Origin of the sequence: Agromyces laixinhei (genome assembly GCF_006337065.1) — a bacterium.
Taxonomy (GTDB): domain Bacteria; phylum Actinomycetota; class Actinomycetes; order Actinomycetales; family Microbacteriaceae; genus Agromyces; species Agromyces laixinhei.
The window spans coordinates 2,465,663-2,488,874 of record NZ_CP040872.1 but is presented as its reverse complement, the minus strand read 5'-3'; the positions used below and the strand labels follow the sequence as shown (position 1 = coordinate 2,488,874).

Sequence of the window (23,212 nt, the reverse complement as noted above, 5' to 3'; positions counted from 1 at the left end):
TGTGTGCGAGATCGACGTACCATCGGGGTTAACCGGCAGAGACGCCGGGCGCGGGCAGCCCACGAAGCGGGCCCGCCGAAAGCGAGGATCGACGATGACCCCATCCGACCGAGACGCCACCGGGCTCCTCACGAAGCCCGACGATTTCCTGCAGCTCGTCAGCCCCACTGGCGAACGCCACGCGAACGCCGAGTTCGATCCGTGGATCGCCGACATCGATCTCGGAGCCCTCGGCCGCCTCTACCGCGACATGGCGATCGTGCGCCGCATCGACGCCGAGGCCACCGCGCTGCAGCGCCAGGGCGAGCTCGGTCTCTGGCCGCCGCTCGCCGGTCAGGAGGCCGCGCAGATCGGGTCGGGGCGTGCGCTCCGCGACGACGACTTCATCTTCTCCAGCTACCGTGAGCACGCGCTCGCCTGGTGCCGCGGGGTCGAGCCCGCCGAACTGCTCTCGGTCTGGCGCGGCACCACCGCCTCGGGCTGGAACCCCTTCGAGCACGGCATGGCAGTGCCGCAGATCATCATCGGCGCCCAGGCACTGCACGCCACCGGTTACGCCATGGGCGCCGCCTGGGAGGGTTCGGATGCCGCAGCGATCGCGTACTTCGGCGACGGTGCCACGAGCGAAGGCGACGTCAATGAGGCGCTCGTCTTCGCGGCGAGCTTCGACGCCCCGGTCGTCTTCTTCTGCCAGAACAACCACTGGGCCATCTCCGAACCCGTGGGCCTGCAGTCGAAGCAGCACCTCGCGCGGCGGGCCGACGGCTTCGGCATGCCGGGCGTTCGCGTCGACGGCAACGACGTGCTCGCGGTGCTCGCGGCCACCCGCATCGCGCTCGATCGCGCCCGCCGCGGCGACGGGCCGACGTTCATCGAGGCGGTCACGTACCGCATGGGCCCGCACACGACGGCCGACGATCCGAAGCGCTATCGCACCGACGACGAACTCGACGAGTGGCGCGCACGCGACCCGCTCTCACGGGTGCTCGCGTTGCTCGAGGCATCCGGAGTCGACATCGCGGGCCTCGAACGCGAGGTCGGGGCCGAGGCCGACCGTGCCGCGGCAGAACTGCGCGCCGCGCTCACGACGATCACCGAACCCGAGCCGATGACCGTCTTCGACCACGTCTATGCCGAACCGAACAGCCACATCGAGCGCCAGCGCGACCACTACTCGCGCTATCTGGCGATGTTCGCCGATGCTCCGGCGGAGCGCAGTGCGGATGCCGCGGCACCCGGCACCACCGGGGGAGGCGCACGATGACCACGCTGACACTCGCGAAAGCACTCAATGCGGGCCTCCGCCGCGCGCTCGACGACGACGACAAGGTCGTGCTCATGGGCGAGGACATCGGTACGCTCGGCGGCGTGTTCCGGGTCACCGACGGGCTGAAGGCCGAGTTCGGCGCGAAGCGTGTCGTCGACACGCCGCTCTCCGAAGCCGGCATCGTCGGCACTGCGGTCGGTCTCGCGTATCGCGGCTTCCGGCCGGTCATCGAGATCCAGTTCGACGGGTTCATCTACCCGGGGTTCGACCAGATCGTCGCGCAGGTCGCGAAGCTGCACTACCGCTCGCGCGGCAACGTTCGCATGCCGATCACGATCCGCGTACCGTTCGGCGGCGGCATCGGCGCGGCCGAACACCATTCCGAGTCGCCCGAGGCGTACTTCGCGCACACCGCGGGCCTCCGGGTCGTGGCGTGTTCGAACCCCGCCGACGCCTACGTGATGATCCGCCAGGCGATCGCGAGCGACGACCCGGTGCTGTTCTTCGAGCCGAAGCGGCGCTACCACGTGAAAGGTGAGGTCGACGAGACCGCGAGCCTCGCCGACGCGCGGCCGATGGGCGTCGCGACGACGGTGGCGACCGGCAGCGACGTGACGCTCGTGACGTACGGGCCGCTCGTGCAGACGGCGCGCGACGCCGCGGTCGCGGCTGCCGAAGACGGCGTGTCGATCGAGGTCATCGACCTGCGCTCGCTCGCTCCGGTCGACTATGCGACCGTCGAGGCGTCGGTGCGCCGCACCGGCCGCCTCGTCATCACGCACGAGGCAGGGCAGCAGGGGGGAGTGGGCGCTGAGCTCGCCGCATCGATCACGGAGCGCTGCTTCGAGTTCCTCGAGGCCGCACCCGTACGCGTCACCGGACACGACATCCCGTATCCGCCGGCGAAGCTCGAGCGGCACCACCTGCCCGACCTCGACCGCATACTCGACGGCGTCGATCGGGTGCTCCGGCGCCCGAACTCGCTGAGCGGGGTCGAGGCGTGACCATGATCCGCGATTTCCCGCTGCCCGACCTCGGTGAAGGGCTCACCGAATCCGAGATCGTCGCGTGGCGCGTCGGCGTGGGCGACCGCGTCGAACTCAATCAGATCATCGCCGACGTCGAGACTGCGAAGGCCGTCGTCGAGTTGCCGTCGCCCTACACGGGCGTCATCACCGCCCTGCATGCGGCGGAGGGTGAGACCGTCGATGTCGGCGCCCCGCTCTTCTCCTGCGACACCGGTGCGGCGGATGCCTCCGGCACCGAACCGGCGGAGGACCCGAGTTCAGCGGAGTCGGTCGGGGCGCGCCCGGAGGAGTCGCCGTCGGCAGGCGCGGAGGATGGGGCGGCGGATGCTGCGCCCGACGCAGCGCCCGGACCGAACCTCGTCGGCTACGGCGCATCGGCCGACTCCGCACCGCAGCGTCGCGCGCGCCGCGCGTCGCTCACGGCCGATCTCGTGCCGGAAGTGCCGAGCGCGCCCGAAGCGATGAACACCGAAGCGATGAACACCGAAGCGACGAACACCGAAGCGACGAACACCGAAGCGACGAGCGCTGCGGCGCCGAGCCCCGCGGCCTTCGAGTCGGCCGCCGCAGTGGGCGCCGAGCGTCCGCGATCGACGCCGCCGGTGCGCAAGCTCGCACGCGATCTCGGGCTCGAGCTCGACGGCATCGTCGGCACGGGCGAGCGCGGCCTGATCACTCGGGACGACGTCGAGCGCGCGGCATCCGAAGTCTCGTTGCCCGAGTCTGCCGACGTGGCGCCGGCGTCGCCGACGTCGCCGTCCTCGGGGAGTGAACCGGGTTCGGCGGCCGAGACCCGGATCCCCATCAAGGGGGTTCGCAAGCACACCGCGGCGGCGATGGTGCGCAGCGCGTTCACGGCGCCGCATGTGACCGAGTTCCTCACGGTCGATGTGACAGCCACGATGGAGCTGCTGCGGAGCCTCCGCAACGACCGGGAGTTCGCCGGGCGCAAGGTGACCCCGCTCACGGTCGTCGCGAAGGCCGTGTGCCTCGCCGCCCGGCGCACCCCTGAGGTCAATTCGCGGTGGGAGGAGGAGTCGCAGGAGATCGTCCGGTTCGCGGGCGTGAACCTCGGCATCGCCGCGGCGACCGAGCGGGGGCTCGTCGTGCCGAACGTGAAGGCCGCCGAGCGCATGCCACTCGGCGAACTGGCCGACGCGATCGCAGCGCTCGCCGACACCGCACGTGCGGGACGCACGAGCCCTGCCGATCTCACCGGCGGCACCATCTCGATCACGAACATCGGGGTCTTCGGCATCGATGCGGGCACGCCGATCCTGAACCCCGGTGAGGCGGCGATCCTCGCGATGGGTGCGGTGCGCCGGCAGCCGTGGGAGCACCGGGGCGAGATCGCCCTCCGCGAGCTGATGACCCTGAGTCTCTCGTTCGACCACCGGCTCGTCGATGGCGCGCAGGGTTCGCGCTTCCTCGCCGACGTCGGGGCGATCCTGCGCGAGCCGGGCCGGGCGTTGACCATGGCGTGACGCCGGCATCGGCGAGAGGATGGGTGGAGACGGGCCGGTCGGGATGATCGCCTGGAAAGGAGCCCATGGTGAAAGCTGCACGCTACTACGACCGGAAGGACATCCGGATCGAGGACATTCCGGAACCCGAACTGAGGCCCGGAACGGTCGCCATCGACGTCGCCTGGTGCGGCATCTGCGGCACAGATCTGCACGAGTACCTCGAGGGGCCGATCTTCATCCCGCCCAAGGGTTCGCCGCACCCGATCTCAGGCGAATCGGCGCCGATCACGATGGGCCACGAGTTCTCCGGCACGATCACCGCCCTCGGTGACGGCGTCGATGACCTCGCGGTGGGTCAGAACGTCGTGGTAGAGCCATACATCATCGGCGACGACGTCGAAGTCGGCCCCGGTCACGCGTACCAATTGTCGAAGGACATGAACTTCATCGGCCTGGGCGGTCGCGGCGGCGGGTTGTCGGAGAAGATCGTGGTGGAGCGGCGCTGGGTGCACCCGATCGGTGAGATTCCGCTCGATCAAGCGGCCCTGATCGAACCGCTGTCGGTCGCCCACCACGCCTTCGTACGCAGCCAGGCCAGGGCCGGCGACACGGCGATCGTCGGTGGGGCCGGCCCCATCGGCCTGTTGACGGCCGCAGTGCTGAAGGCTGAAGGCCTGACCGTGTACATCTCCGAACTCAGCGAGGCGCGTAAGCAGATGGCGCGCAAGACCGGCGTCGCCGATGACGTGTTCGACCCGCGCGAGGGCGACGTCGCCGAGAAGGTCCGCGCGCTCACCGGCGGCGCGGGCGCCGACGTCGGGTTCGAGTGCAGTTCTGTTCCGGTGGTGCTCGACATGCTCCTCGACGCCGTCCGGCCCGGCGGCGTCATCGTCAATGTCTCGATCTGGGGTCGCAAGCCGGAAGTGGACATGCCCAAGCTCGTGCTCAAGGAGCTCGACCTGCGCGGCACGATCGGATACGCCAACGATCACCCGAGCACCATCAAGCTCGTGCAGGACGGCAAGCTCGATCTGGCGCCGTTCATCACCGCGAGGATTCCGCTGGACGACCTCATCTCCGGTGGCTTCGACCAGCTGATCGACAACAACGAAGAGCACGTCAAGATCATCGTGAATCCGAATCTCTGAGGGGCGGCACGAATGAACGGACGCAACATCCTCACGCCGGCGGACACGGCCGACGACCTCGCAGGCACGGCCTTCATCCACGTGGAGGGCCGCCTCGAGGGCGCCTATCGCACTGCGGACTTCGCGTCCGCGGTGCAAGTGCTCGACGCCGTCGCGGTGGTGGCCGACGAGCTGGACCATCACCCCGACGTACGTCTGGGATGGGGCCGTGTCGAGTTCGAACTCTCATCGCACGACGTCGGCGGCGTGACCTCGCGCGACGTCGACCTGGCACGGCGCATCACCGAGATCACGAACGAGCAGGGCGCTCGGATCGGCAACTGAACGCAGGCTCGAGGCTCACTCGAGCTCGTAGATCCGCTCCTCGATCTCGGCGCCGCGGGCATTCGCGAAGCCTGCGTCGGTGCCGACCTGGCGGAACCCGAGCTTCTCGAGCACGCGGATCGAGCCAGCGTTGTCGGCGGCGACTCGTGCGCGCACCGGCCGATCGGGGAGGGTGTCGAGGAAGAGGCGCATCGCTCGGGTCGCGATGCCCTCGCCCCAGTGCGCGCGATCGATCCAGTAGGTGATCTCGGCCGTGTCGTCTTCGAACCACCTGCCGACACTGCCCACCACGGTCCCGTCGGCCCGAATCGTGCGCGACGCGGTGCGGGGATCATCGAGCAGGCGTCGCCAGTGCGCATCGAACATGGCACGGTCCGACGGATCGGGTGCGGTGAACGCGGCCATCTGCACCGCCTCGGCCTGCTGCCCGAACGTGAAGAGAGCGTCGAGATCGCCCGCGCGGGTCGCGCGCAGGGTCACGACATGAGGCTCGCCCATGTCATTTCCTCCAGGATGCCGCGGATGGTGCCGTCGGCGGGTCTGCGCCCAGGGATGCGGGCGCTGTGCGGAGTGGAGTTCAGGAGTCCGAAGGCGGCGTGTGCCCGGATCCTGAGCTCCGTCTCGGCCCGATCGGGCCGGAGTCGTGAGAGTACGTCGACCCAGTGCTCGACGTACTGACGCTGGAGCAGTCGCACCTCATGGCGGGCAGCGAGATCGAGTTGCTCGAGTTCGCGGTCTTGCACGGCGATGACGTCGGCGTCGCCGAGCGCGAAGTCGACGTGGAAGGCGATGAGTTCGCGAAGCGTCGAGTTCGGGTCGGATGCCGCGCCGATGACTCGTTCGGCGCCGTCGAGAAGTGCGCGGCTCGCGCCCTCGAGGATCGCGGCGAGCACCGCGGCCTTGCCCGGGAAGTGACGGTACACGGCCGGACCGCTCACGCCGACCGCTGCGCCGAGGTCTTCGATGGTGACACCGGCGTACCCTCGCTGTGCGAAGAGCGTCGCCGCCGAGGTGAGGATGGCCTGCCGGCGATCGGCCTTCTGGCGGCTGCGATCGGTCGCGGTCGCCGCGTCGTCATCGACGGGAACGCGTGCGCCGACGGCGATCTCGGCCGTGCTCGGTGTGGTTGCCATCTCGGTTAATGCTCGCTAACATCGGGAATCGAGTTAGTGCACACTAACCGAAATCCTGCGCCGGCCACAAGTGGGCGCGCCGTCGACGAAGACTGGTGGCACGAATGTCCATCCTGCAGACGAGCATCGACCCGAGCGGAGATGCCGCACGTTCCAACTCCGACGCCCATCGTGAGCTCGTCGCCGAGTTGCGCGAGCGACTCGCGACGGCGGCACTGGGCGGCCCCGCGGCATCCCGCGACCGCCACGTCGCACGAGGCAAGCTGCTGCCGCGCGACCGGGTCGACCGACTGCTCGACGAGGGCAGTCCGTTCCTCGAACTCTCGCCGCTCGCGGCCGAGGGGCTCTACGGCGGTGACTCGCCGGGCGCCGGCATCATCACCGGCGTCGGGCTCGTGCATGGCCGCCCGGTGCTCGTCGTCTGCAACGACGCCACGGTCAAGGGCGGCACCTACTACCCGATGACGGTCAAGAAGCACCTGCGAGCCCAGGAGGTCGCGAAGGAGCATCGGCTGCCCTGCGTCTACCTCGTGGACTCGGGCGGTGCATTCCTGCCCCTGCAAGACGAGGTCTTCCCCGATCGCGAGCACTTCGGCCGCATCTTCTTCAACCAGGCGCAGCTCTCGTCGATGCGCATCCCTCAGCTCGCCGCCGTGCTCGGCTCCTGCACAGCGGGCGGCGCCTACGTGCCGGCGATGAGCGACGAGACCGTCATCGTGCGGGGCCAGGGCACGATCTTCCTCGGCGGGCCGCCGCTCGTGAAGGCGGCGATCGGCGAGGTCGTGACGCCGGAGGAGCTCGGCGGCGGCGAACTGCACTCCCGGGTCTCGGGCGTCACCGACCACCTCGCCGAAGACGACGAGCATGCGCTCGAGCTCGTGCGCGACATGGTCGCGACCCTGCCCGAACCCGCTCCGAGGGCGTGGGCGGTGCGCGAGCCGCGACCGCCGGCAGTCGACCCGTCGACGCTCACCGCCGCAGTGCCGGTCGATGTGCAGCAGCCCTACGACGTGCACGAGGTCATCGCGAGGCTCGTCGACGGCAGTGAGTTCGCCGAGTTCAAGCGCGAGTACGGCGACACGCTCGTGACGGGCTTCGCCCATATCGACGGCCACCCCGTCGGCATCGTCGCGAACAACGGAGTGCTCTTCTCCGAGTCGGCCATGAAGGGCGCGCACTTCATCGAGCTCTGCGACCAGCGCGGCATCCCGCTCGTCTTCCTGCAGAACATCTCGGGCTTCATGGTCGGCCGCGACGCCGAGGCGGGCGGCATCGCCAAGCACGGAGCGAAGATGGTCACGGCCGTCGCGACGACCCGGGTGCCGAAGTTCACGGTCGTCGTCGGCGGTTCGTTCGGCGCAGGCAACTATTCGATGTGCGGCCGGGCGTACTCGCCGCGGTTCCTCTGGATGTGGCCGAACGCGCGCATCTCGGTGATGGGGGGCGAGCAGGCGGCATCCGTGCTCTCGACCGTCAAGCGCGACCAGCTCGCGCTGAAGGGCGAAGAATGGTCGGATGCCGCGGAGCAGGAGTTCAGGGATCCGATCCGAGCCCAATACGACGATCAGGGCAGCCCATACCACTCGACGGCGCGGCTCTGGGACGACGGCATCATCGCGCCTGAGGACACGCGCACCGTGCTCGCTCTCGCGCTCGAACTTGCGAGCCGCACGCCGCTGCCCGAGCCGGCGTTCGGGTTGTTCCGCATGTAGCTCCGTTCGCGTCGTGACCCTGCGGAAGAATCGTGACCCTGCGGAAGCGTCGTGGGGATCGGCGATTCCGAGGGGATCTGCGATTCCGAGGGGATCTGCGATTCCGAGGGTGATCGAGCTGGCGGCCGCCCTCGGCATCGCAGGTCTCCTCGATTCCTGCACGGCGACATCCCTCCTCCACATCCTCCCGACGAGTCGAACCGTCCTCGGATGTGCCTCGACGACGATGCCGGATCGAGTACTCGCGCAGGGTTGGGGTGTGAACAGTGTCGATGCGGGTGACTGCGAGCCCGCGACCCCGTCCGTTGCCGCGTATGTGCAGGAGGACGGCGGGGTCACGCGCACTCGAAGCCTGATCCGGGCCGGGTACAGCCGGCATCGCATCGAGCGGGCCCTCGCGGGCGGAGCCGTGTTCCGGGTGCGTAAGGGGTGGGTGGCGGCTCCCGGCGCCGATGCGTACCTCGTCGCGGCCGCACGTGCTGGGGTGGTGGTCTCATGCGTCACCCAGGCCCGGCGTCTCGGGCTCTGGGTGTTCCGAGAGGATCGTTCCCACGTCGCCGCGCCAGCGCACTCCGGATGCGCCACGCCGAGAGGCGCGACCGTGCACTGGGCGAAGCCGCTCGTACCGCGGCATCCTGACGCCCTCGTCGACCCGATCGAGAACGTGCTCGTTCTCGTGGCGGCGTGTCAGCCGTTCGAGGCGGCCTTCGCGGTGTGGGAGTCAGCGCTGCGACAGGCGATCGTCGACCGGGAGGCGATGGAACGGTTGCCGCTCCCCGCGGTCTCGCGGAAGATTCTCGCTGCCGCACTGCCGTTCTCCGATTCCGGCCTGGAGTCGTTCGTGGTGCCGCGACTGGCATGGATGAAGATCCCGCTCGTGCCGCAGGTCTGGCTCGCCGGGCATCGGGTGGACCTCCTCATCGGGGAGCGCCTGGTGCTGCAGATCGACGGCGGCCATCACGTCGGCGAGCAGCGCGAGTCCGACATCGAGCACGATGCGCAGCTGACGCTGCTCGGGTATCACGTGATCCGAATCGGCTACTGGCAGATCGTCGAACGCTGGCACACGGTTCAGGACCTCATCATGCGTGCCGTGGCGCAAGGGCTGCACCGCACACGCTGAGCCCGCGCGATTCCGAGGGGATCTGCGATTCAGAGGGGATCTGCGATTCCGAGGGTGACCGAGCCCTTGCCCGCCCTCGGAATCGCCGATCTCCTCGCTTCAGCTGTGACGACGTCGATCGGGCATTCGAGTTCGGCGTCGAGCGCATCGCCGCTGCCCTCGCACCGCGAGCAGGCTGACCCTCGCCGCCTGCTTGCGATTTCAGTTAACGACCACTAACATCGGTTCCAGTTAGTGTGCGTTAACTGATTGTCGCGCACGTCGAGCGCAGGGAGGCGCGAATGGGCATGGTCGACGCCGTCGATGCGACACGGCCGACGCGCCCGTTCGACCGGGTGCTCGTCGCGAACCGCGGCGAGATCGCGGTGCGCGTGATCCGCACGCTCCGGCGCCTCGGCATCCGCTCGATCGCCGTCTTCTCCGACGCCGACGCCGACGCGCCGCACGTGCGCCTCGCCGATGACAGCGTGCGCATCGGTCCCGCAGCAGCCGCGGAGAGTTACCTCGACCCGGCCCGCATCATCGCCGCAGCGCGCGAGAGCGGTGCAGAGGCCATTCACCCCGGCTACGGCTTCCTCTCCGAACATGCGGGCTTCGCCGAAGCCTGCCGCACGGCCGGCATCGTCTTCATCGGACCGGGCGTCCAGGCGCTCGAGATCATGGGCGACAAGATCCGCGCGAAGCTGCATGTCGAGGCATCCGGTGTGCCGACGGTTCCCGGCATCGCCGATCCCTCACTCGACGACACCGCACTCGCCGCTGCCGGCGAATCGGTGGGGTATCCGCTGCTCGTCAAGCCGAGTGCCGGCGGCGGCGGCAAGGGCATGCAGATCGCCCGCGACGCGAGGGAACTCGCTGCGGCGATTCCCGCGGCACGGCGCGTCGCCCGCGCCGCATTCGGCGACGACACGCTGCTGCTCGAACGACTCATCGAACGACCGCGCCACATCGAGGTGCAGGTGCTCGCCGACGACTTCGGCGACGTCATCCACTTGGGCGAGCGCGAGTGCTCACTGCAGCGCCGCCATCAGAAGGTCATCGAAGAGGCGCCGTCGCCCCTGCTCGATGCCGCGACCCGCGCCCGCATCGGGCAAGCGGCATGCGATGCCGCTCGAAGCGTGGACTACCGCGGCGCGGGCACCGTCGAGTTCCTGGTGTCGGATGCCGCGCCGGGCGACTTCTTCTTCATCGAGATGAACACCCGGCTGCAGGTCGAGCACCCCGTCACCGAGCTCGTCACCGGCGTCGACCTCGTCGAGCAGCAGCTGCGAGTCGCTGCGGGCCAGCCGCTCTCGCTGCGTCAGGGCGACGTGCACCTCGCCGGGCATGCGATCGAGGCGCGCCTCTACGCCGAGAGCCCAGAGCGCGGTTTCCTGCCGTCGACCGGCGAACTGCTCGTCTGGCGGGAGCCGGCGGGGGCCGGAGTGCGAGTCGACGGCGGCATCCGTTCGAGGCAGCAGATCACCGCCGACTACGACCCCATGCTCGCGAAGGTCATCGCGTACGGCGACGACCGCGCAGAGGCGATCTCGCGCCTGGACGCTGCGCTCGCCGACACCGTCGTGCTCGGCATCGACACGAACCTCGGGTTCCTCCGGCGCCTCCTCGCCGAGCCCGCCGTGCAGCGCGGCGACCTCGACACCGGTCTCATCGACCGCATGCCGGAACCCGAGGCGGATGCCGCTCCGCCCGAGGTGCTCGCAGCCGCTGCGACCGTGCGCTCCGCCGAAGCGATCGTCGCGGCGCGCGCCGACGGTGCCCACGCGTGGCTGACCGCTCGTGACTGGCGACTCGGCGCGACTACCGCCGACGGCGCCGACGCCGATGCGACCGATGCCGACGGCCCCGACGCCGTCGCAACCGATGCCGACGGCGCGCTCTGGCTGCATACGCCCAGCGGCATCTGGCGGATTCCGGCCGCCGATCGCCGGGCCGCTCTCGACGCCCGCCTCGCGATGATCGAACGCGGCGGCCTTGCCGACCCGGAACTCCGCGCGCCGATGCCCGGCACCGTCACCGCCGTGCTCGTCGCCGACGGCGACACCGTCGCACCGGGCGACGCCGTCGTCGCGATCGAGGCGATGAAGATGGAACATCGCGTCACCGCGGCGATTGCCGGCGTCGTGCGACTCTCGATCGCGGTGGGGCAGCAGGTCGCACGCGATCAGGCCGTCGCCCGCGTCGAGCCCCATCACGAGGCATCCGGTACCACCGATGCCGCCGACGCCGCATCGCCACGCACAGCGCGCGCGGCCGCGCATCCGACCGCACACCACCAGGAATGAGGAGCACGCAGTGAGCACCGAGCTGAGCTCAGAGGAACAGCAGCTGTACGACATGGTCTGCGAGTTCGCCGACACCGTCGTCGCCCCGCAGTCCTACGAGGCCGACCGCACCCACACGCTCTCGATGGACGTCGTCGCGCAGATGGGCGATCTCGGACTCTTCGGACTGCCGTTCCCCGAGGAGGTCGGCGGCCAGGGCGGCGACTACCTTGCACTGTGCCTCGCCATCGAGGCGCTCGCGCGCGTCGACCAGTCGATCGCGATCACCCTCGAAGCCGGAGTGGGCCTCGGTGCCATGCCGGTCTACCGTCATGGCACCGAAGAGCAGAAGGCCGAGCTGCTGCCCGACCTCGTCGCGGGGCGCGCCCTCGCGGGTTTCGGCCTCACTGAATCCGAAGCCGGATCCGACGCCGGCGCCACCCGCACGACCGCCGTGCTCGACGGCGACGAGTGGGTCGTCAACGGTTCGAAGCAGTTCATCACCAACTCCGGCACGTCGATCACCCGGTTCGTCACCGTCACCGCGGTGACCGGCGAGCGCACGCGCCCCGACGGCTCCGTCTCGAAGGAACTCTCGACGATCATCGTGCCGAACGGCACGCCGGGGTTCACGGTCGCTCCGGGGTACGACAAGTCGGGCTGGCGTGCCTCCGACACGCATCCGCTCACCTTCGACGACGTGCGGGTGCCCGCCGCCAACCTGCTCGGCGAACGAGGCCGCGGCTTCGCGAACTTCCTTCGCACGCTCGACGAGGGGCGGATCGCGATCGCCGCGCTCGCCACCGGCGCCGCGCAGGGCTGCCTCGACGAGGCGCTCGCCTACGCGAAGACCCGCAACGTCTTCGGCGTGCCGATCGCGTCGCACCAGTACATCGCCTTCACGATCGCCCAGATGCAGGCACGCGTCCACACCTCGCGTCTCGCGTGGCACGATGCGGCGCGACGGGTCGACGCGGGCCTTCCGTTCAAGAAGGAGGCGGCGATGGCCAAGCTCGTCTCGAGCGACGCCGCCATGCTCAACTCGCGCGACGCCACGCAGATCTTCGGCGGAATGGGATTCATGAACGAGTCCCTCGTGGCGAGGCAGTACCGTGACTCGAAGATCCTCGAGATCGGCGAGGGCACGAACGAGGTGCAGCTCATGGTCATCGCACGCGAGCTCGGCATCGGTTAGGCGGTTCACATGACGGATGCATCCGGTGAACGGAGTTCCCCGCGCGAGGTCGTCGAGCGCGGACTCTGGTACGAGGAGTTCGAGCCGGGCGTGCGCTACCTGCACCGCCCCGGGCGCACGGTGACCGAGGCCGACAACGTGCTGTTCACGACGCTCACGATGAACCCGCAGCCGCTGCACCTCGACGCAGCGTGGTCGGCGTCGCAGCCGTTCGGGCAACCGCTCGTGAACTCGCTCTTCACACTGTCGACCCTCGTCGGCCAGTCGGTGAGCCAGCTCACACGCGGCACGCTCGTCGCGAATCTCGGCTTCGGCGCCGTCGCGTTTCCGCACCCCGTCTTCGTCGGCGACACGCTCTACGGCGAGAGTGCGGTCGAGGCCAAGCGCGAGTCGGCCTCACGCCCCGGGCAGGGCATCGTGACGCTCGCCCACACCGCGCGCAATCAGCACGGAGAGGTCGTCGCGACGGCGTCGCGCACGATGCTCGTGTGGTTCCGCGAGGCGGGGGAGCGGCTGCCCGCGGCCGGCACCTCCGGCGCGTCCGATGACACAGAGGCGAGCGGATGACGCGTCCGGCCTTCCGCTTCGGCCCTGCCCTGCTCTTCTGCCCTGCCGACCGACCCGATCGATTCGAGAAGGCGCTCGATCGCGCCGACGCCGTGATCCTCGACCTCGAGGACGCGGTCGCCGGCGATGCGAAGCACGCTGCGCGCCTCGCGCTGCTCGGCACGCCGCTCGATCCGGAACGGGTGATCGTGCGCGTGAACCCGGCGTCGAGCGAGTACCTCGGCGACGATCTCGCCGCGCTCGCCGCCGCCGAGTACCGCACGGTGATGCTCGCGAAGTGCGAAGGCCCGGCCGACCTCGTCGATCTCGCCGGGTTCGAGGTCATCGCGCTCTGCGAGACCGCCCGAGGTGTGCTCGCGTCGAACGAGACCGCGGCGTCGGCGAACGTCACGGCGCTCATGTGGGGCGCCGAAGACCTGGTCGCATCCCTCGGCGGCTCGTCGAGCCGATTCGCCGATCGCCGTTACCGCGATGTCGCGAGGCACGCCCGATCCCAGGTGCTCCTCGCGGCCGGGGCGAACGGCATCGCCGCGATCGACGCCGTGCACCTCGACATCGGCGACATCGACGGGCTTCGTGCCGAAGCCGAGGACGCGATGGCGGTCGGCTTCGCCGCGACGGCGTGCATCCATCCGGGGCAGGTCGACACGGTGCGCGAGGCGTTCCGGCCCGAAGCCGAAGAGCTCGAGTGGGCGCGCGCCGTGCTCGCGGCGGCCGAAGAACAGGGCGGGGTGTTCGCCTTCCGCGGCGGGATGGTCGATGCGCCGGTGCTCCGGCAGGCGGCTGCGCTCGTGCGCCGCGCGGGCGGCTGATTCCGAGGCTGCCATACCGCCGAATCCGCTGGTCTGCACCCCATTCGGTGGTCGAATAAAACGATTCGATAACGGTTCAACCGCCGTTCACCGGATCGCGCACGTGACCGCGTGAAGCCCACGTATCCTCGGAGTCAATCCTGGGGAGGAGGGGAACGTGGCACGGCGACACATATACCGGGCGCATGAGGCGAACGGCACGGGGGCGGCCCTCGCACTCGTCGACGAGCGAGACGTTGACGAGCGCGTCGCTGACGAGCGCGCTGTCGACGCTGTCGACCAACTCGGTGTCGACCGAGGCGCGGCCGACGCGCGCACCGCGACGTTCGACGGCATCCACGTCGAGGTCGTGGCTTCGAACCCGCTCTCCGGCCCCATCAGCGTTCCCCGGCGGGTGCCGATCGGCGACACCGGCATCGAAGTGCATCCGCTCGCGCTCGGCGGCAGTACGTTCGGCTGGACACTCAGCACCGAGCAGTCGTTCGACGTGCTCGACCGCTTCGCTGGGGTCGGTGGCTCGCTCCTCGACACGGCCGACAGCTATGCGGCGGGCCGGAGCGAGTCGATCATCGGCAAGTGGATGGACTCGCGCGGCACGCGTGACCGCATGGCGATCGCGACGAAGATCGGCCAGCACCCCGACCGCCGCGGCCTGGCGCCGGCGGCGATCGCGGCCGCCGTCGACGACTCGCTCCTGCGCCTCGGCACCGAACGCCTCGACCTGCTCTACTTCCATGGCGACGACCCCGAGGTGCCGCTCGAAGAGAGCCTCGGTGCCATCGATGCGCTCATCGCCGCAGGCAAGGTCGGCGCGATCGGCGCCGCGGACTTCACACCGGAGCGCCTCATCGAGGCGCGTGTGCTCGCCGCCAACGGTTTGCCCCGCTTCCAGGCACTGACCACGAAGTACAACCTGCTGGAGCGGCGGCCGTTCGAGGGCGCGCCTGAGCTCGTCGCGCACGCGCAGGGGCTCGCCGTGCTGCCGTATTTCGCCCTCGCGAGCGGGTTCCTCGGCGGCCAGGTGCGTCGCCGGGCAGACGTGCGTCGCGATGCCCGGGGCGAGCGCCAGGCCCGCCACCTCGGCCGGCGCGGGAGCCGCGTGCTCGCCGCGGTCGACGAGATCGCCTTCGCTCACGGCGTTCAGCCCGCGACGATCGCTCTCGCGTGGCTGCTCGCGAGGCCCACGGTGGTCGCACCCGTCGTCAGCGCGAGTCGACCCGAACAGGTCGAGGCGCTCATGGCCGCAGCGTGCGTCGAGCTGCAGCGATCCGAGATCGTCGAACTCGACCGCGCGTCGCACTGATCCCGCGCTTCCCGAGCCGCTCCCGGCCCGGGTGGCATAGGCTGATCGGGATGAACGGCGCTGTCGACCTCCCGCTCGGCCAGGCCGAGCTCTCCTTCACCGCAGCAGGCGACGCGCGAGTTCGGCGCAGCGTGCTCCCGTCGGGCGTGCGAGTGCTGAGTGAACAGGTGCCGGGCAGTCGCAGTGCGACCATCGGCTTCTGGGTCGCGGTCGGCTCGCGTGACGAACAGCGAGCGGATGCCGCGCACCCCGCGAGCTACGGATCGACGCACTTCCTCGAGCATCTCCTCTTCAAGGGCACGAGCACCCGATCGGCCCTCGACATCGCCATCTCCTTCGACGCGGTCGGCGGCGAGCACAACGCGCTCACCGCGAAGGAGTACACGTGCTACTACGCCAAGGTGCAAGACCGGGACCTGCCGATGGCGGTCGAGGTGCTCGCCGACATGTTCACCTCCTCGCTGCTGGATCCGACCGAGTTCGAGAGCGAACGCGGGGTGATCCTCGAAGAACTCTCGATGGCGGGTGACGACCCCGGAGATGTTGCGAACGAGCGCTTCTTCGAAGTGCTGCTCGGCGCTCACCCGCTGGGGCGCCCCATCGGCGGCAACCCCGAGACCATCCGCAGCGCCACCCGCGGCGGCGTGTGGGAGCACTACCGCGCGAACTACCGCCCGCAAGACCTCGTCGTCACCGTCGCCGGCGCCGTCGACCACGACGTGCTGGTGGCCGAACTCGAGCGCGCACTCTCCACGTCCGGATGGGACCTCGGCGCAGCGGGGCGACCGGTCGAGCGGCGTTCCGTCGTGCCCGCCGCCCTCGAGGCCGGTCCCGAGATCACCGTCGTCTCACGTCCGACCGAGCAGGTGAACCTCCTGCTCGGTGTGCCCGGCCTCGTCGCGACCGACGCGCGGCGGCCGACGATGAGCGTGCTCAACGCGATCTTCGGCTCCGGCATGTCGTCGCGACTCTTCCAGCAGGTGCGCGAGCGCCGCGGGCTGGCATACTCCGTCTACTCCTTCGCACCCGGCTACTCCGATGCCGGCCTCTTCGGCATGTACGCGGGATGCGCGCCGTCGAAGGCGGGCACCGTCGCGGCGCTCATGCGCGACGAACTCGAGCGACTCGCAGCCGACGGCGTGACCGCCGACGAACTGCGCCGGGCTTCGGGTCAGCTCGCGGGCGCCTCGGCCCTCGCGCTCGAGGACTCCGACACCCGGATGTCGCGGCTCGGCCGTGCCGAACTCACACTCGGCGAGTTCGTCGATCTCGACGAGGCGCTGCGTCGCATCGCACTCGTCACCGCCGACGACGTGCAGCAGCTCGCCGCCGACCTCGCCTCCCGCGCCTTCTCGCTCGTTGCCGTCGGCGCGATCGACGAGGCCGGCCTCACGGGCGCGTCCGATGCGGTCGCCCCGAGTTCCGACGTCGCCTGACCGCGGCACCACCCTGCAGCAGAGGAGCGGATATCCGTGGCCAACCACCTCTATCTCGTCCGACACGGCGAACAGCTCGATGCCGAGCACGGCCTGCCCGACGGGCCGTTGTCACCCCGTGGGCGCCGGCAGGCCGAACTGCTCGCCGAACGTCTCGGCGGAGTGCCCTTCGACGACGCGTGGCACTCACCGCTGCAGCGGGCCGCTGAGACGGCCGAGATCATCGCGGCGAAGATGCCGGCGCTGAACTCCGAACCCTCGGCGCTGCTCTTCGATTGCATTCCGTCGGGGCCGGCGCCCGAGACGCCGAAGGCGTACGATCCATTCTTCGGTTCGGTGACCGAGGCCGAGATCGAGGCCGGGAGTGCGCAGATGGCCGATGCCGCCGCGGAGTTCCTGCGCTCGCACCGCGAAGATCGCCACGAGCTGCTCATCACTCACAACTTCGTCATCGCCTGGTTCGTGCGCGAGGTGCTCGGTGCTCCCGACTGGCGCTGGGTCTCGCTGAACCAGGCCAACTGCGGTCTCACCGTGCTCACCCAGAAGCCCGGCCGCCCCTGGAGTCTCGTCGCGCACAACGACATCGCGCATCTGCCGCCCGAGCTGCGCACCGGACTGCCGGAACCCTACCTGATCTGATTCGGCCTCGGTCTGATCAGCCGACGCGCTTGCCGTACCAGTTCGTCGCGTTCGGGTTGTCGTTGTAGGGCTCGACGTCGACGTATCCGCTCGAGCGGTAGAGGCCGCCCGCGGCTTCGAGACTCGCGTTCGTGTCGAGCACGAGTTCCCGGGCGCCGTACTCCACCGCCCGCCGCTCGAGTTCGGCGAGTAGACGGCGCCCCTCGCCGCCGCCGCGCTCCGTGGGCGCCAGCCAGAGGTGCTTGATCTCGAAGCGCACCTCGCGGGTGCCTGGACGGGGCCGGATGCGTCGCGCCCCGCCGCATCCGACGGCGGCGTCCGACTCGTCGACGACGATCAGGAAGACGCCGGCGGGCGGCGTGAACTGCTCCGCTGTCGGCCAGGCCGGGCGGTACTCGCCCTGTGCGGCCGGAAACCCCGCGGCGCGCTCTGCGAAGTAGGCGCCGAGCAATGCGTGTGCATCGGCGTCGGTCACGGAGGCTTCTCTGAGACGCAGCATGCCTCCACACTATGACCAGGTCGGCAGCGGATGCCGCGTGCCGCTGCGACCCCGCGGCGTCCGTCGCCAGGTGCGCTCTTGCTAGGGTGAAACCGTGACGATACGGGTCGCCGTGGCGGGAGCCACCGGCAAGATGGGGCTGCTGGCGCGTCGACTGATCGAGGAGGCCGACGACCTCGAACTGCACGCCGCGCTCGACTCCCGTTCGAGCCTCGATCTCATGCTCGGCGCCGATGTGGCGTTCGATGTCACCCATCCCGGAGCGAGCGCCGAGATCGTCGAGTTCGCCGCGGGCGCCGGCATCCCGGTCGTCGTCGGCACTTCTGGCTGGTCGAGCGACCGCATCGCCGAGATCTCGGCGTTCGTGCGGGGTCATGCCGACGCCGGCGCCGTGCTCTTCGTCCCGAACTTCTCGATCGGCAGTGTGCTCGGCACCGCCTTCGCGAGGCTTGCGGCACCGTTCTTCGACTCGATCGAGATCGTCGAGGCGCACCACGCAGGCAAGGTCGACTCGCCGTCGGGCACGGCCGTGCGAACCGCCGAGCTCATCGGCGACGCGCGCGTGCAGGGGGGCCCGATCGCCGCGCCGCATGCCGACCAGCGCGCGCGGGGGCAGCTCGTGAGCGGGGTCCCCGTGCACAGCCTGCGTCTCGCCGGGGTCGCGGCCGAGCAGCGCGTCGTGTTCGGCGGCGACGGCGAGACCCTGACGATCACGCACTCGACGCTCTCCCCGAAGTCGTATGAGGCCGGCATCCTGCTCGCCATCCGCAACGCCCCCGAGGCATCCGGTGTCACGGTCGGCCTCGACGCCCTGCTCGACCTCGGACTGCCCGGCACCTCCCGATGACCACGAAGCTCGGCGCGCTCATCATGGCCGCGCTCCTCGTGCTCTATCTCGCGCTCGCGGGCTGGCGCGCCGTGCAGTTCATCGCGACCGGCGAACCGGTCGCGATCGCCATGGGGGTCGCCCTGCTCGTGCTGCCGCTCATCGCCCTCTGGGCGCTCTGGCGCGAACTCAGCTTCGGCATCCGTTCGCACGAGCTCGTGAAGCGGCTCGATGCCGAGGGCCTGCTCGACCTCGGACTGCCGCTCATGGCGAGCGGTCGACCCGAGCGCGCCGCGGCGCGCGCCGCACTCGACGGCTTCCGTGCTGCGGCCGAGGAGACGCCAGACTCGTGGCGGGCCGTGCTCCGACTCGGGCTCGCCTACGATGCGGCAGGCGACCGTCGCAACGCCCGGCACGCGGTGCGACGCGCGATCGAGCTTTCACGCTCCGGAGGCTGAGCAGTGACGACGGCGCACGGGTGACTACTGAGACACGGTGCGCGGCGCGCTCAACATCGCGTCGAGCGCCGTCTCGACCGTCGCGTGCCGGAACCGGTAGCCGTCGTCGATGAGCCGCTGCGGCCGTACCTTCTGGCTCGCGAGCAACAGGTCGTCGGCCGCGCGGCCGAGTGCGATCTCGAGCATGCGCTCGGGCACGCCGAGCACGTACGGCCGGTGCATCCGTTCGGCCATCGCGGTCATCACCCGATCCGCCGTCGACGGTCTGGGGCCGACGAGGTTGACCGCTCCCGAAAGTGAGGAGCCGAGCAAGTGCATGAGCGCGCCGACCTCGTCGTCGAGCGCGATCCACGGCCAGTGCTGGCCGCCGGTGCCGAGCCGGCCCGACACGCCCAGCCGGGTCAGAGATGCGACTCGCTTCATGGCCCCGCCCTGCCCCACCACGACGCCGGAACGGAAGACGACCGTGCGAGTCTCCTCGGGTGCGAGGCATGCCGCCGCCTCCCAACGCCTGACGACATCCGCGAGGTATCCCGTGCCGCCGCTCGAGTGCTCGGTGAGCAGTTCGCCGGGGCGATCACCGTAGTACCCGACCGCGGAGGCGTTCAGGAAGACGGTGGGAGGGCGCCGTGCCTTGCGCATCGCGTCGGCGAGGGTGCGGGTCGCCGCGATGCGGGATCCGAGAAGCTCGGAGCGGTACGCCTTCGTCCAGGGCAGACGCGTGAATGGCGCTCCCGAGAGATTCACGACCGCGTCGACGCGATCCATGACGGTGAAGTCGATGATGCCGGCAGTGGGCGACCACGCCGACTCGTCATCGCCCGCGGCTCGACGTCGCACGAGGCGCACGACCTCGTGCCCGTCGGCGATCAGTGCGGCCACGAGCGGAGTGCCGATGAATCCGGAGGCACCGGCGACGAGCAGCCGCATCGATCAGGCGAGTTCGGCTTCGATCGTGATCGGGATGCCGGCGAGTGCCTGCGAGATCGGGCAGTTCTTCTTCGCGTCTTCGGCGAGTGCCTCGAACGCCTCCTCGCCGAGCCCGGGCACGCGGGCGCTCACGAGCAGGTGACTGCCGAGCACGCCCTTGCCGGCCTCGAACGTGACCGCCGCGGTGGTCTGGATGCTCTCAGCGGGCGTGCCGGCTTGCGCGAGACCGAGCGAGAGCGCCATCGAGAAGCACGAGGAGTGCGCGGCGGCGAGCAGTTCCTCGGGGTTGGTCGTGCCGGCCGCACCCTCGGATCGTGCCTTCCAGTTCACCGGAAAGGTCGCCAGTTTCGAGGAGTCGAGGGCGACGTCGCCCGATCCCTCGAAGAGCGTGCCGTTCCAGACGGTGGTCGATTCACTCGTGACTGCCATGTCATCCTCCTCGTCGAGCCGGACTTCCAGCCTAGCCGCGAGCGCCGGCGCCCGTTGAGGAACGCGGCGAAGATCGCGGTCGCGGCATCCGCTCGCCTTCGCCGTCGTTCGGCCATGGAGGGATAGCCTTGACGGGATGGCCGAGACGATCCCAACCCCGTACGAAGACCTGCTGCGCGACGTGCTCGAGCACGGCGCCGTCAAGACCGACCGCACGGGCACCGGCACGCGCAGCGTGTTCGGGCGCCAGCTGCGATTCGACCTCTCCGAGGGCTTCCCCCTGGTCACGACGAAGCGCGTGCACTTCAAGTCGATCGCGTACGAGCTGCTCTGGTTCCTGCAGGGCTCGTCGAACGTCGGCTGGCTGCGCGAGCACGGCGTCACCATCTGGGATGAATGGGCCGATTCCGCCGGCGAGCTCGGCCCCGTCTACGGCGTGCAGTGGCGGTCATGGCCGACACCGTCGGGTGAGCAGATCGACCAGATCTCCGAGGTCGTCGAGCAGATCCGCACGAACCCCGACTCCCGCCGCCTCATCGTCTCGGCGTGGAACCCCGCCGACATCCCCGACATGGCGCTCGCACCGTGCCACGCGCTCTTCCAGTTCTATGTCGCCGACGGCAAGCTCTCGTGCCAGCTCTACCAGCGCAGCGCCGACCTCTTCCTCGGCGTGCCGTTCAACATCGCCTCCTATGCGCTCCTGACCCACATGATCGCGGCGCAGACCGGGCTCGAGGTCGGCGACTTCGTCTGGACCGGCGGCGACTGCCACATCTACGACAACCACGTCGAGCAGGTCACCGAGCAGCTCACTCGCGAGCCGTTCGCGCCGCCGACCCTGCGCCTCGCCCGCACGCCCGACTCGGTCTTCGACTACGAGTACGACGACTTCGTCGTCGAGGGGTACAAGCACCACCCGCCGATCCGCGCGGCCGTCGCGGTATGAGCGAGACGGATGCCGCGGGGCCGAGGCTCGGACTCGTCTGGGCCGAGGCCCACGGCGGGGTGATCGGCGCCGGGGGAGCGATGCCCTGGCACGTGCCCGAAGACCTCGCGCACTTCAAGTCCGTGACGCTCGGCGGCCCCGTCGTGATGGGGCGCAAGACCTGGGACTCGCTACCGGCGCGGTTCCGCCCGTTGCCGGGGCGCACCAACATCGTCGTCACCCGCAACGAGGAATGGGCCGCTGAGGGAGCAGTGCGAGCGGGTTCGGTCGACGACGCGCTCGCGTCGGCCGCGACATCCGGCCCCGACTGGATCTGGGTGATCGGTGGCGCCGAGCTCTTCGAAGCGCTCATCGACCGTGCCGACCGCCTCGAGGTCACCGAGCTCGACCTCGAGGTGGCCGGCGACGCCTACGCACCGTCGATCGACCTGAGCTGGCGGCTCGTCGACACCGACGGTCCTCGCCTCTCTCGAGCGGGCGTCGGCTACCGCTTCCACCGCTACGACCGCCCCTGACCTCCGGGTCTGTGTCCTTCGCCCCGGCTCCTCGCTGCCGACACGCCGGGTGCGGGCAGGGAGGGGAGTGGTGCGGTTGATGGCACGGGTGGCGGCCCGACCCGGCCGCGACCCGCGTCGACCCGGCCGCGACCCGCGTCGACCCGATACGCTGGACTGCGTGACCTCCCAGAACCCCTTCGGACAAGTGCTCGTCGCGCTCGTCACGCCGATGACGGCGGACGGCGAAGTCGATTGGCCCGGGGTCGAGAAGCACATCGACGACGTCATCTCGGCGGGCGCCGACGGCATAGTCGTCACCGGCACCACGGGCGAGACCTCGACCCTCACCGACCCCGAGAAGATCCGCCTGGTCGAGGTCGGCAAAGACGTCGCCGCAGGCCGCGCCAAGATCATCACGGGCGGCGGCTCGAACGAGACCGCGCACGCGATCGAGCTCTACAAGCACTCCGAGCAGGCCGGCGCCGACGGCATCATGATCGTCACGCCGTATTACAACAAGCCGACGCAGGCGGGCATCCTCACGCACTTCCGGCTCGTGGCCGACGCCACCGATCTGCCGGTCATCCTCTACGACATCCCCGGGCGCACGGGCGTGCCGATCAGGTACGAGACGATCCTGCGGCTCGCCAAGCACCCCAACATCCTCGCGGTGAAAGACGCCAAGGGCGACTTCTCCGAGGTGAGCCGGGTGCTGAACCAGACCGACCTCATGTACTTCTCGGGCGACGATGCGAACGTGCTGCCGCACCTCTCGATCGGCGCGACGGGCCTCATCGGCATCACGGCGAACATCGCCGCCGCGCCCTACCGTCAGATCATCGACGCGGTGAACGCGGGCGACCTCGCGACGGCCACCGCCGCCCACCAGCGTCTCGAGCCGCTCGTGCGAGCCGTCATGACCCATGTTCCGGGCACGGTCGCCGCGAAGTACATCCTGCACGGTCTCGGCCGCATCGGGAGCCCGCGAGTACGCCTTCCCCTCGTCGGCCCCGAAGAGTGGGAGGCCGCCCTCATCGAAGACGAGATCGACCACGTCAGCGGCATCGACGGCGTCGACTTCCACAACTTCCGTCCCGACCGCAACGCCGCCGCAGGCGGCGCGCTGCCGAAGGTCGCCGGCACCACCCGCTGAACGAGCGGATGCCGCGGCGCGCCCTGCCCGCCGCGACGTCCTCCCCGAGACATCCGC

Annotated in this window: 24 protein-coding genes; 19 read left to right on the top strand and 5 right to left on the bottom strand. The window is 69.9% G+C overall.

The features are described from left to right. The first annotated feature begins 94 nt into the window (after positions 1-94). From pdhA to FHG54_RS11755, 5 genes are all read left to right on the top strand, one after another. A complete protein-coding gene (gene pdhA / locus FHG54_RS11775; RefSeq protein WP_139417439.1) occupies positions 95-1,264 on the top strand; it encodes a pyruvate dehydrogenase (acetyl-transferring) E1 component subunit alpha in 1,170 nt (389 codons plus the stop codon). After that, positions 1,261-2,271, top strand: coding sequence for an alpha-ketoacid dehydrogenase subunit beta (locus FHG54_RS11770; RefSeq protein ID WP_139417438.1), 1,011 nt, complete (start codon positions 1,261-1,263; stop codon positions 2,269-2,271). Before pdhA ends, FHG54_RS11770 begins: the two co-directional genes overlap by 4 nt. A 2-nt stretch (positions 2,272-2,273) precedes the next feature. Beyond that, positions 2,274-3,779, top strand: a complete 1,506-nt coding sequence (locus tag FHG54_RS11765; protein ID WP_139417437.1) for a dihydrolipoamide acetyltransferase family protein — start codon at positions 2,274-2,276, stop codon at positions 3,777-3,779. A gap of 68 nt (positions 3,780-3,847) precedes the next feature. Further along, on the top strand, positions 3,848-4,909 hold the full coding sequence (locus tag FHG54_RS11760) for a 2,3-butanediol dehydrogenase (protein WP_139417436.1): 1,062 nt from the start codon (positions 3,848-3,850) through the stop codon (positions 4,907-4,909). A gap of 12 nt (positions 4,910-4,921) precedes the next feature. Further along, a complete protein-coding gene (locus FHG54_RS11755) occupies positions 4,922-5,233 on the top strand; it encodes a 4a-hydroxytetrahydrobiopterin dehydratase (protein ID WP_139417435.1) in 312 nt (103 codons plus the stop codon). A 15-nt stretch (positions 5,234-5,248) separates the two neighbouring features. On the opposite strand, the gene FHG54_RS11750 is transcribed toward FHG54_RS11755, so the two are convergent. Both FHG54_RS11750 and FHG54_RS11745 read right to left on the bottom strand, forming a co-directional pair. Beyond that, on the bottom strand, positions 5,249-5,731 hold the full coding sequence (locus tag FHG54_RS11750; RefSeq protein ID WP_139417434.1) for a GNAT family N-acetyltransferase: 483 nt from the start codon (positions 5,729-5,731) through the stop codon (positions 5,249-5,251). After that, positions 5,710-6,366, bottom strand: coding sequence for a TetR/AcrR family transcriptional regulator (locus FHG54_RS11745; RefSeq protein WP_139417433.1), 657 nt, complete (start codon positions 6,364-6,366; stop codon positions 5,710-5,712). The genes FHG54_RS11750 and FHG54_RS11745 overlap by 22 nt, the downstream gene beginning before the upstream one ends. A gap of 104 nt (positions 6,367-6,470) precedes the next feature. On the opposite strand from FHG54_RS11745, the gene FHG54_RS11740 reads away from it, so the two are divergent. From FHG54_RS11740 to FHG54_RS11700, 9 genes are all read left to right on the top strand, one after another. Beyond that, positions 6,471-8,078, top strand: coding sequence for a carboxyl transferase domain-containing protein (locus FHG54_RS11740; protein ID WP_139418431.1), 1,608 nt, complete (start codon positions 6,471-6,473; stop codon positions 8,076-8,078). Between the two features lie 259 nt (positions 8,079-8,337). Beyond that, a complete protein-coding gene (locus FHG54_RS11735) occupies positions 8,338-9,201 on the top strand; it encodes an endonuclease domain-containing protein (protein ID WP_233437761.1) in 864 nt (287 codons plus the stop codon). A gap of 281 nt (positions 9,202-9,482) precedes the next feature. Beyond that, the gene (locus FHG54_RS11730) at positions 9,483-11,486 is read left to right on the top strand and encodes an acetyl/propionyl/methylcrotonyl-CoA carboxylase subunit alpha (RefSeq protein WP_276528338.1); all 2,004 of its coding nucleotides are present in this window, start codon (positions 9,483-9,485) and stop codon (positions 11,484-11,486) included. A gap of 52 nt (positions 11,487-11,538) precedes the next feature. Next, positions 11,539-12,660, top strand: coding sequence for an acyl-CoA dehydrogenase family protein (locus FHG54_RS11725; protein WP_232331456.1), 1,122 nt, complete (start codon positions 11,539-11,541; stop codon positions 12,658-12,660). A 9-nt stretch (positions 12,661-12,669) separates the two neighbouring features. Next, positions 12,670-13,227 (top strand): MaoC family dehydratase, encoded by a 558-nt coding sequence (locus FHG54_RS11720; RefSeq protein WP_139417430.1) that lies wholly within the window; start codon positions 12,670-12,672, stop codon positions 13,225-13,227. Continuing rightward, positions 13,224-14,039, top strand: coding sequence for an HpcH/HpaI aldolase/citrate lyase family protein (locus FHG54_RS11715; RefSeq protein ID WP_139417429.1), 816 nt, complete (start codon positions 13,224-13,226; stop codon positions 14,037-14,039). The genes FHG54_RS11720 and FHG54_RS11715 overlap by 4 nt, the downstream gene beginning before the upstream one ends. 157 nt (positions 14,040-14,196) lie before the next feature. Beyond that, positions 14,197-15,342 (top strand): aldo/keto reductase, encoded by a 1,146-nt coding sequence (locus FHG54_RS11710; protein ID WP_233437760.1) that lies wholly within the window; start codon positions 14,197-14,199, stop codon positions 15,340-15,342. A 50-nt stretch (positions 15,343-15,392) separates the two neighbouring features. Then, on the top strand, positions 15,393-16,778 hold the full coding sequence (locus FHG54_RS11705) for a M16 family metallopeptidase (RefSeq protein WP_139417428.1): 1,386 nt from the start codon (positions 15,393-15,395) through the stop codon (positions 16,776-16,778). 36 nt (positions 16,779-16,814) lie between these two features. Further along, complete coding sequence (locus FHG54_RS11700) at positions 16,815-17,417, top strand: histidine phosphatase family protein (protein WP_139417427.1); 603 nt, start codon at positions 16,815-16,817, stop codon at positions 17,415-17,417. 16 nt (positions 17,418-17,433) lie between these two features. Here the strand turns inward: FHG54_RS11700 and FHG54_RS11695 are convergent, their stop codons facing one another. Further along, a complete protein-coding gene (locus FHG54_RS11695; RefSeq protein ID WP_338025680.1) occupies positions 17,434-17,892 on the bottom strand; it encodes a GNAT family N-acetyltransferase in 459 nt (152 codons plus the stop codon). A gap of 118 nt (positions 17,893-18,010) precedes the next feature. Between FHG54_RS11695 and dapB the strand changes: the two genes are divergently transcribed. Beyond that, the gene (dapB, locus tag FHG54_RS11690; RefSeq protein WP_139417425.1) at positions 18,011-18,763 is read left to right on the top strand and encodes a 4-hydroxy-tetrahydrodipicolinate reductase; all 753 of its coding nucleotides are present in this window, start codon (positions 18,011-18,013) and stop codon (positions 18,761-18,763) included. Beyond that, a complete protein-coding gene (locus tag FHG54_RS11685; RefSeq protein WP_139417424.1) occupies positions 18,760-19,200 on the top strand; it encodes a hypothetical protein in 441 nt (146 codons plus the stop codon). Before dapB ends, FHG54_RS11685 begins: the two co-directional genes overlap by 4 nt. A 24-nt stretch (positions 19,201-19,224) precedes the next feature. Here FHG54_RS11685 and FHG54_RS11680 read toward each other — a convergent pair whose 3' ends face one another. Both FHG54_RS11680 and FHG54_RS11675 read right to left on the bottom strand, forming a co-directional pair. Next, complete coding sequence (locus tag FHG54_RS11680) at positions 19,225-20,130, bottom strand: TIGR01777 family oxidoreductase (RefSeq protein WP_139417423.1); 906 nt, start codon at positions 20,128-20,130, stop codon at positions 19,225-19,227. A 3-nt stretch (positions 20,131-20,133) separates the two neighbouring features. Next, positions 20,134-20,559 (bottom strand): OsmC family peroxiredoxin, encoded by a 426-nt coding sequence (locus FHG54_RS11675; protein WP_139417422.1) that lies wholly within the window; start codon positions 20,557-20,559, stop codon positions 20,134-20,136. A gap of 136 nt (positions 20,560-20,695) precedes the next feature. Between FHG54_RS11675 and FHG54_RS11670 the strand changes: the two genes are divergently transcribed. The 3 genes from FHG54_RS11670 to dapA all read left to right on the top strand — a co-directional run bounded on the left by FHG54_RS11670 (position 20,696) and on the right by dapA (position 23,155). Continuing rightward, complete coding sequence (locus FHG54_RS11670) at positions 20,696-21,505, top strand: thymidylate synthase (protein ID WP_139417421.1); 810 nt, start codon at positions 20,696-20,698, stop codon at positions 21,503-21,505. Next, on the top strand, positions 21,502-22,020 hold the full coding sequence (locus tag FHG54_RS11665) for a dihydrofolate reductase (protein WP_139417420.1): 519 nt from the start codon (positions 21,502-21,504) through the stop codon (positions 22,018-22,020). The genes FHG54_RS11670 and FHG54_RS11665 overlap by 4 nt, the downstream gene beginning before the upstream one ends. A gap of 211 nt (positions 22,021-22,231) precedes the next feature. Continuing rightward, positions 22,232-23,155: a 4-hydroxy-tetrahydrodipicolinate synthase gene (gene dapA, locus FHG54_RS11660; protein ID WP_232331455.1), complete on the top strand. Its 924-nt coding sequence runs from the start codon at positions 22,232-22,234 to the stop codon at positions 23,153-23,155. The last annotated feature ends 57 nt before the right edge of the window (positions 23,156-23,212 follow it).

What these genes read in the sequence shown, in the direction of transcription:
- pdhA (WP_139417439.1), top strand. Translation starts at nt 95, where the DNA reads ATGACCCCATCCGACCGAGACGCCACCGGGCTCCTCACGAAGCCCGAC.
- FHG54_RS11770 (WP_139417438.1), top strand. Translation starts at nt 1,261, where the DNA reads ATGACCACGCTGACACTCGCGAAAGCACTCAATGCGGGCCTCCGCCGC.
- FHG54_RS11765 (WP_139417437.1), top strand. Translation starts at nt 2,274, where the DNA reads ATGATCCGCGATTTCCCGCTGCCCGACCTCGGTGAAGGGCTCACCGAA.
- FHG54_RS11755 (WP_139417435.1), top strand. Translation starts at nt 4,922, where the DNA reads ATGAACGGACGCAACATCCTCACGCCGGCGGACACGGCCGACGACCTC.
- FHG54_RS11750 (WP_139417434.1), bottom strand. Translation starts at nt 5,731, where the DNA reads ATGGGCGAGCCTCATGTCGTGACCCTGCGCGCGACCCGCGCGGGCGAT.
- FHG54_RS11745 (WP_139417433.1), bottom strand. Translation starts at nt 6,366, where the DNA reads ATGGCAACCACACCGAGCACGGCCGAGATCGCCGTCGGCGCACGCGTT.
- FHG54_RS11740 (WP_139418431.1), top strand. Translation starts at nt 6,471, where the DNA reads ATGTCCATCCTGCAGACGAGCATCGACCCGAGCGGAGATGCCGCACGT.
- FHG54_RS11730 (WP_276528338.1), top strand. Translation starts at nt 9,483, where the DNA reads ATGGGCATGGTCGACGCCGTCGATGCGACACGGCCGACGCGCCCGTTC.
- FHG54_RS11725 (WP_232331456.1), top strand. Translation starts at nt 11,539, where the DNA reads ATGGTCTGCGAGTTCGCCGACACCGTCGTCGCCCCGCAGTCCTACGAG.
- FHG54_RS11720 (WP_139417430.1), top strand. Translation starts at nt 12,670, where the DNA reads ATGACGGATGCATCCGGTGAACGGAGTTCCCCGCGCGAGGTCGTCGAG.
- FHG54_RS11715 (WP_139417429.1), top strand. Translation starts at nt 13,224, where the DNA reads ATGACGCGTCCGGCCTTCCGCTTCGGCCCTGCCCTGCTCTTCTGCCCT.
- FHG54_RS11705 (WP_139417428.1), top strand. Translation starts at nt 15,393, where the DNA reads ATGAACGGCGCTGTCGACCTCCCGCTCGGCCAGGCCGAGCTCTCCTTC.
- FHG54_RS11685 (WP_139417424.1), top strand. Translation starts at nt 18,760, where the DNA reads ATGACCACGAAGCTCGGCGCGCTCATCATGGCCGCGCTCCTCGTGCTC.
- FHG54_RS11680 (WP_139417423.1), bottom strand. Translation starts at nt 20,130, where the DNA reads ATGCGGCTGCTCGTCGCCGGTGCCTCCGGATTCATCGGCACTCCGCTC.
- FHG54_RS11675 (WP_139417422.1), bottom strand. Translation starts at nt 20,559, where the DNA reads ATGGCAGTCACGAGTGAATCGACCACCGTCTGGAACGGCACGCTCTTC.
- FHG54_RS11670 (WP_139417421.1), top strand. Translation starts at nt 20,696, where the DNA reads ATGGCCGAGACGATCCCAACCCCGTACGAAGACCTGCTGCGCGACGTG.
- FHG54_RS11665 (WP_139417420.1), top strand. Translation starts at nt 21,502, where the DNA reads ATGAGCGAGACGGATGCCGCGGGGCCGAGGCTCGGACTCGTCTGGGCC.
- dapA (WP_232331455.1), top strand. Translation starts at nt 22,232, where the DNA reads ATGACGGCGGACGGCGAAGTCGATTGGCCCGGGGTCGAGAAGCACATC.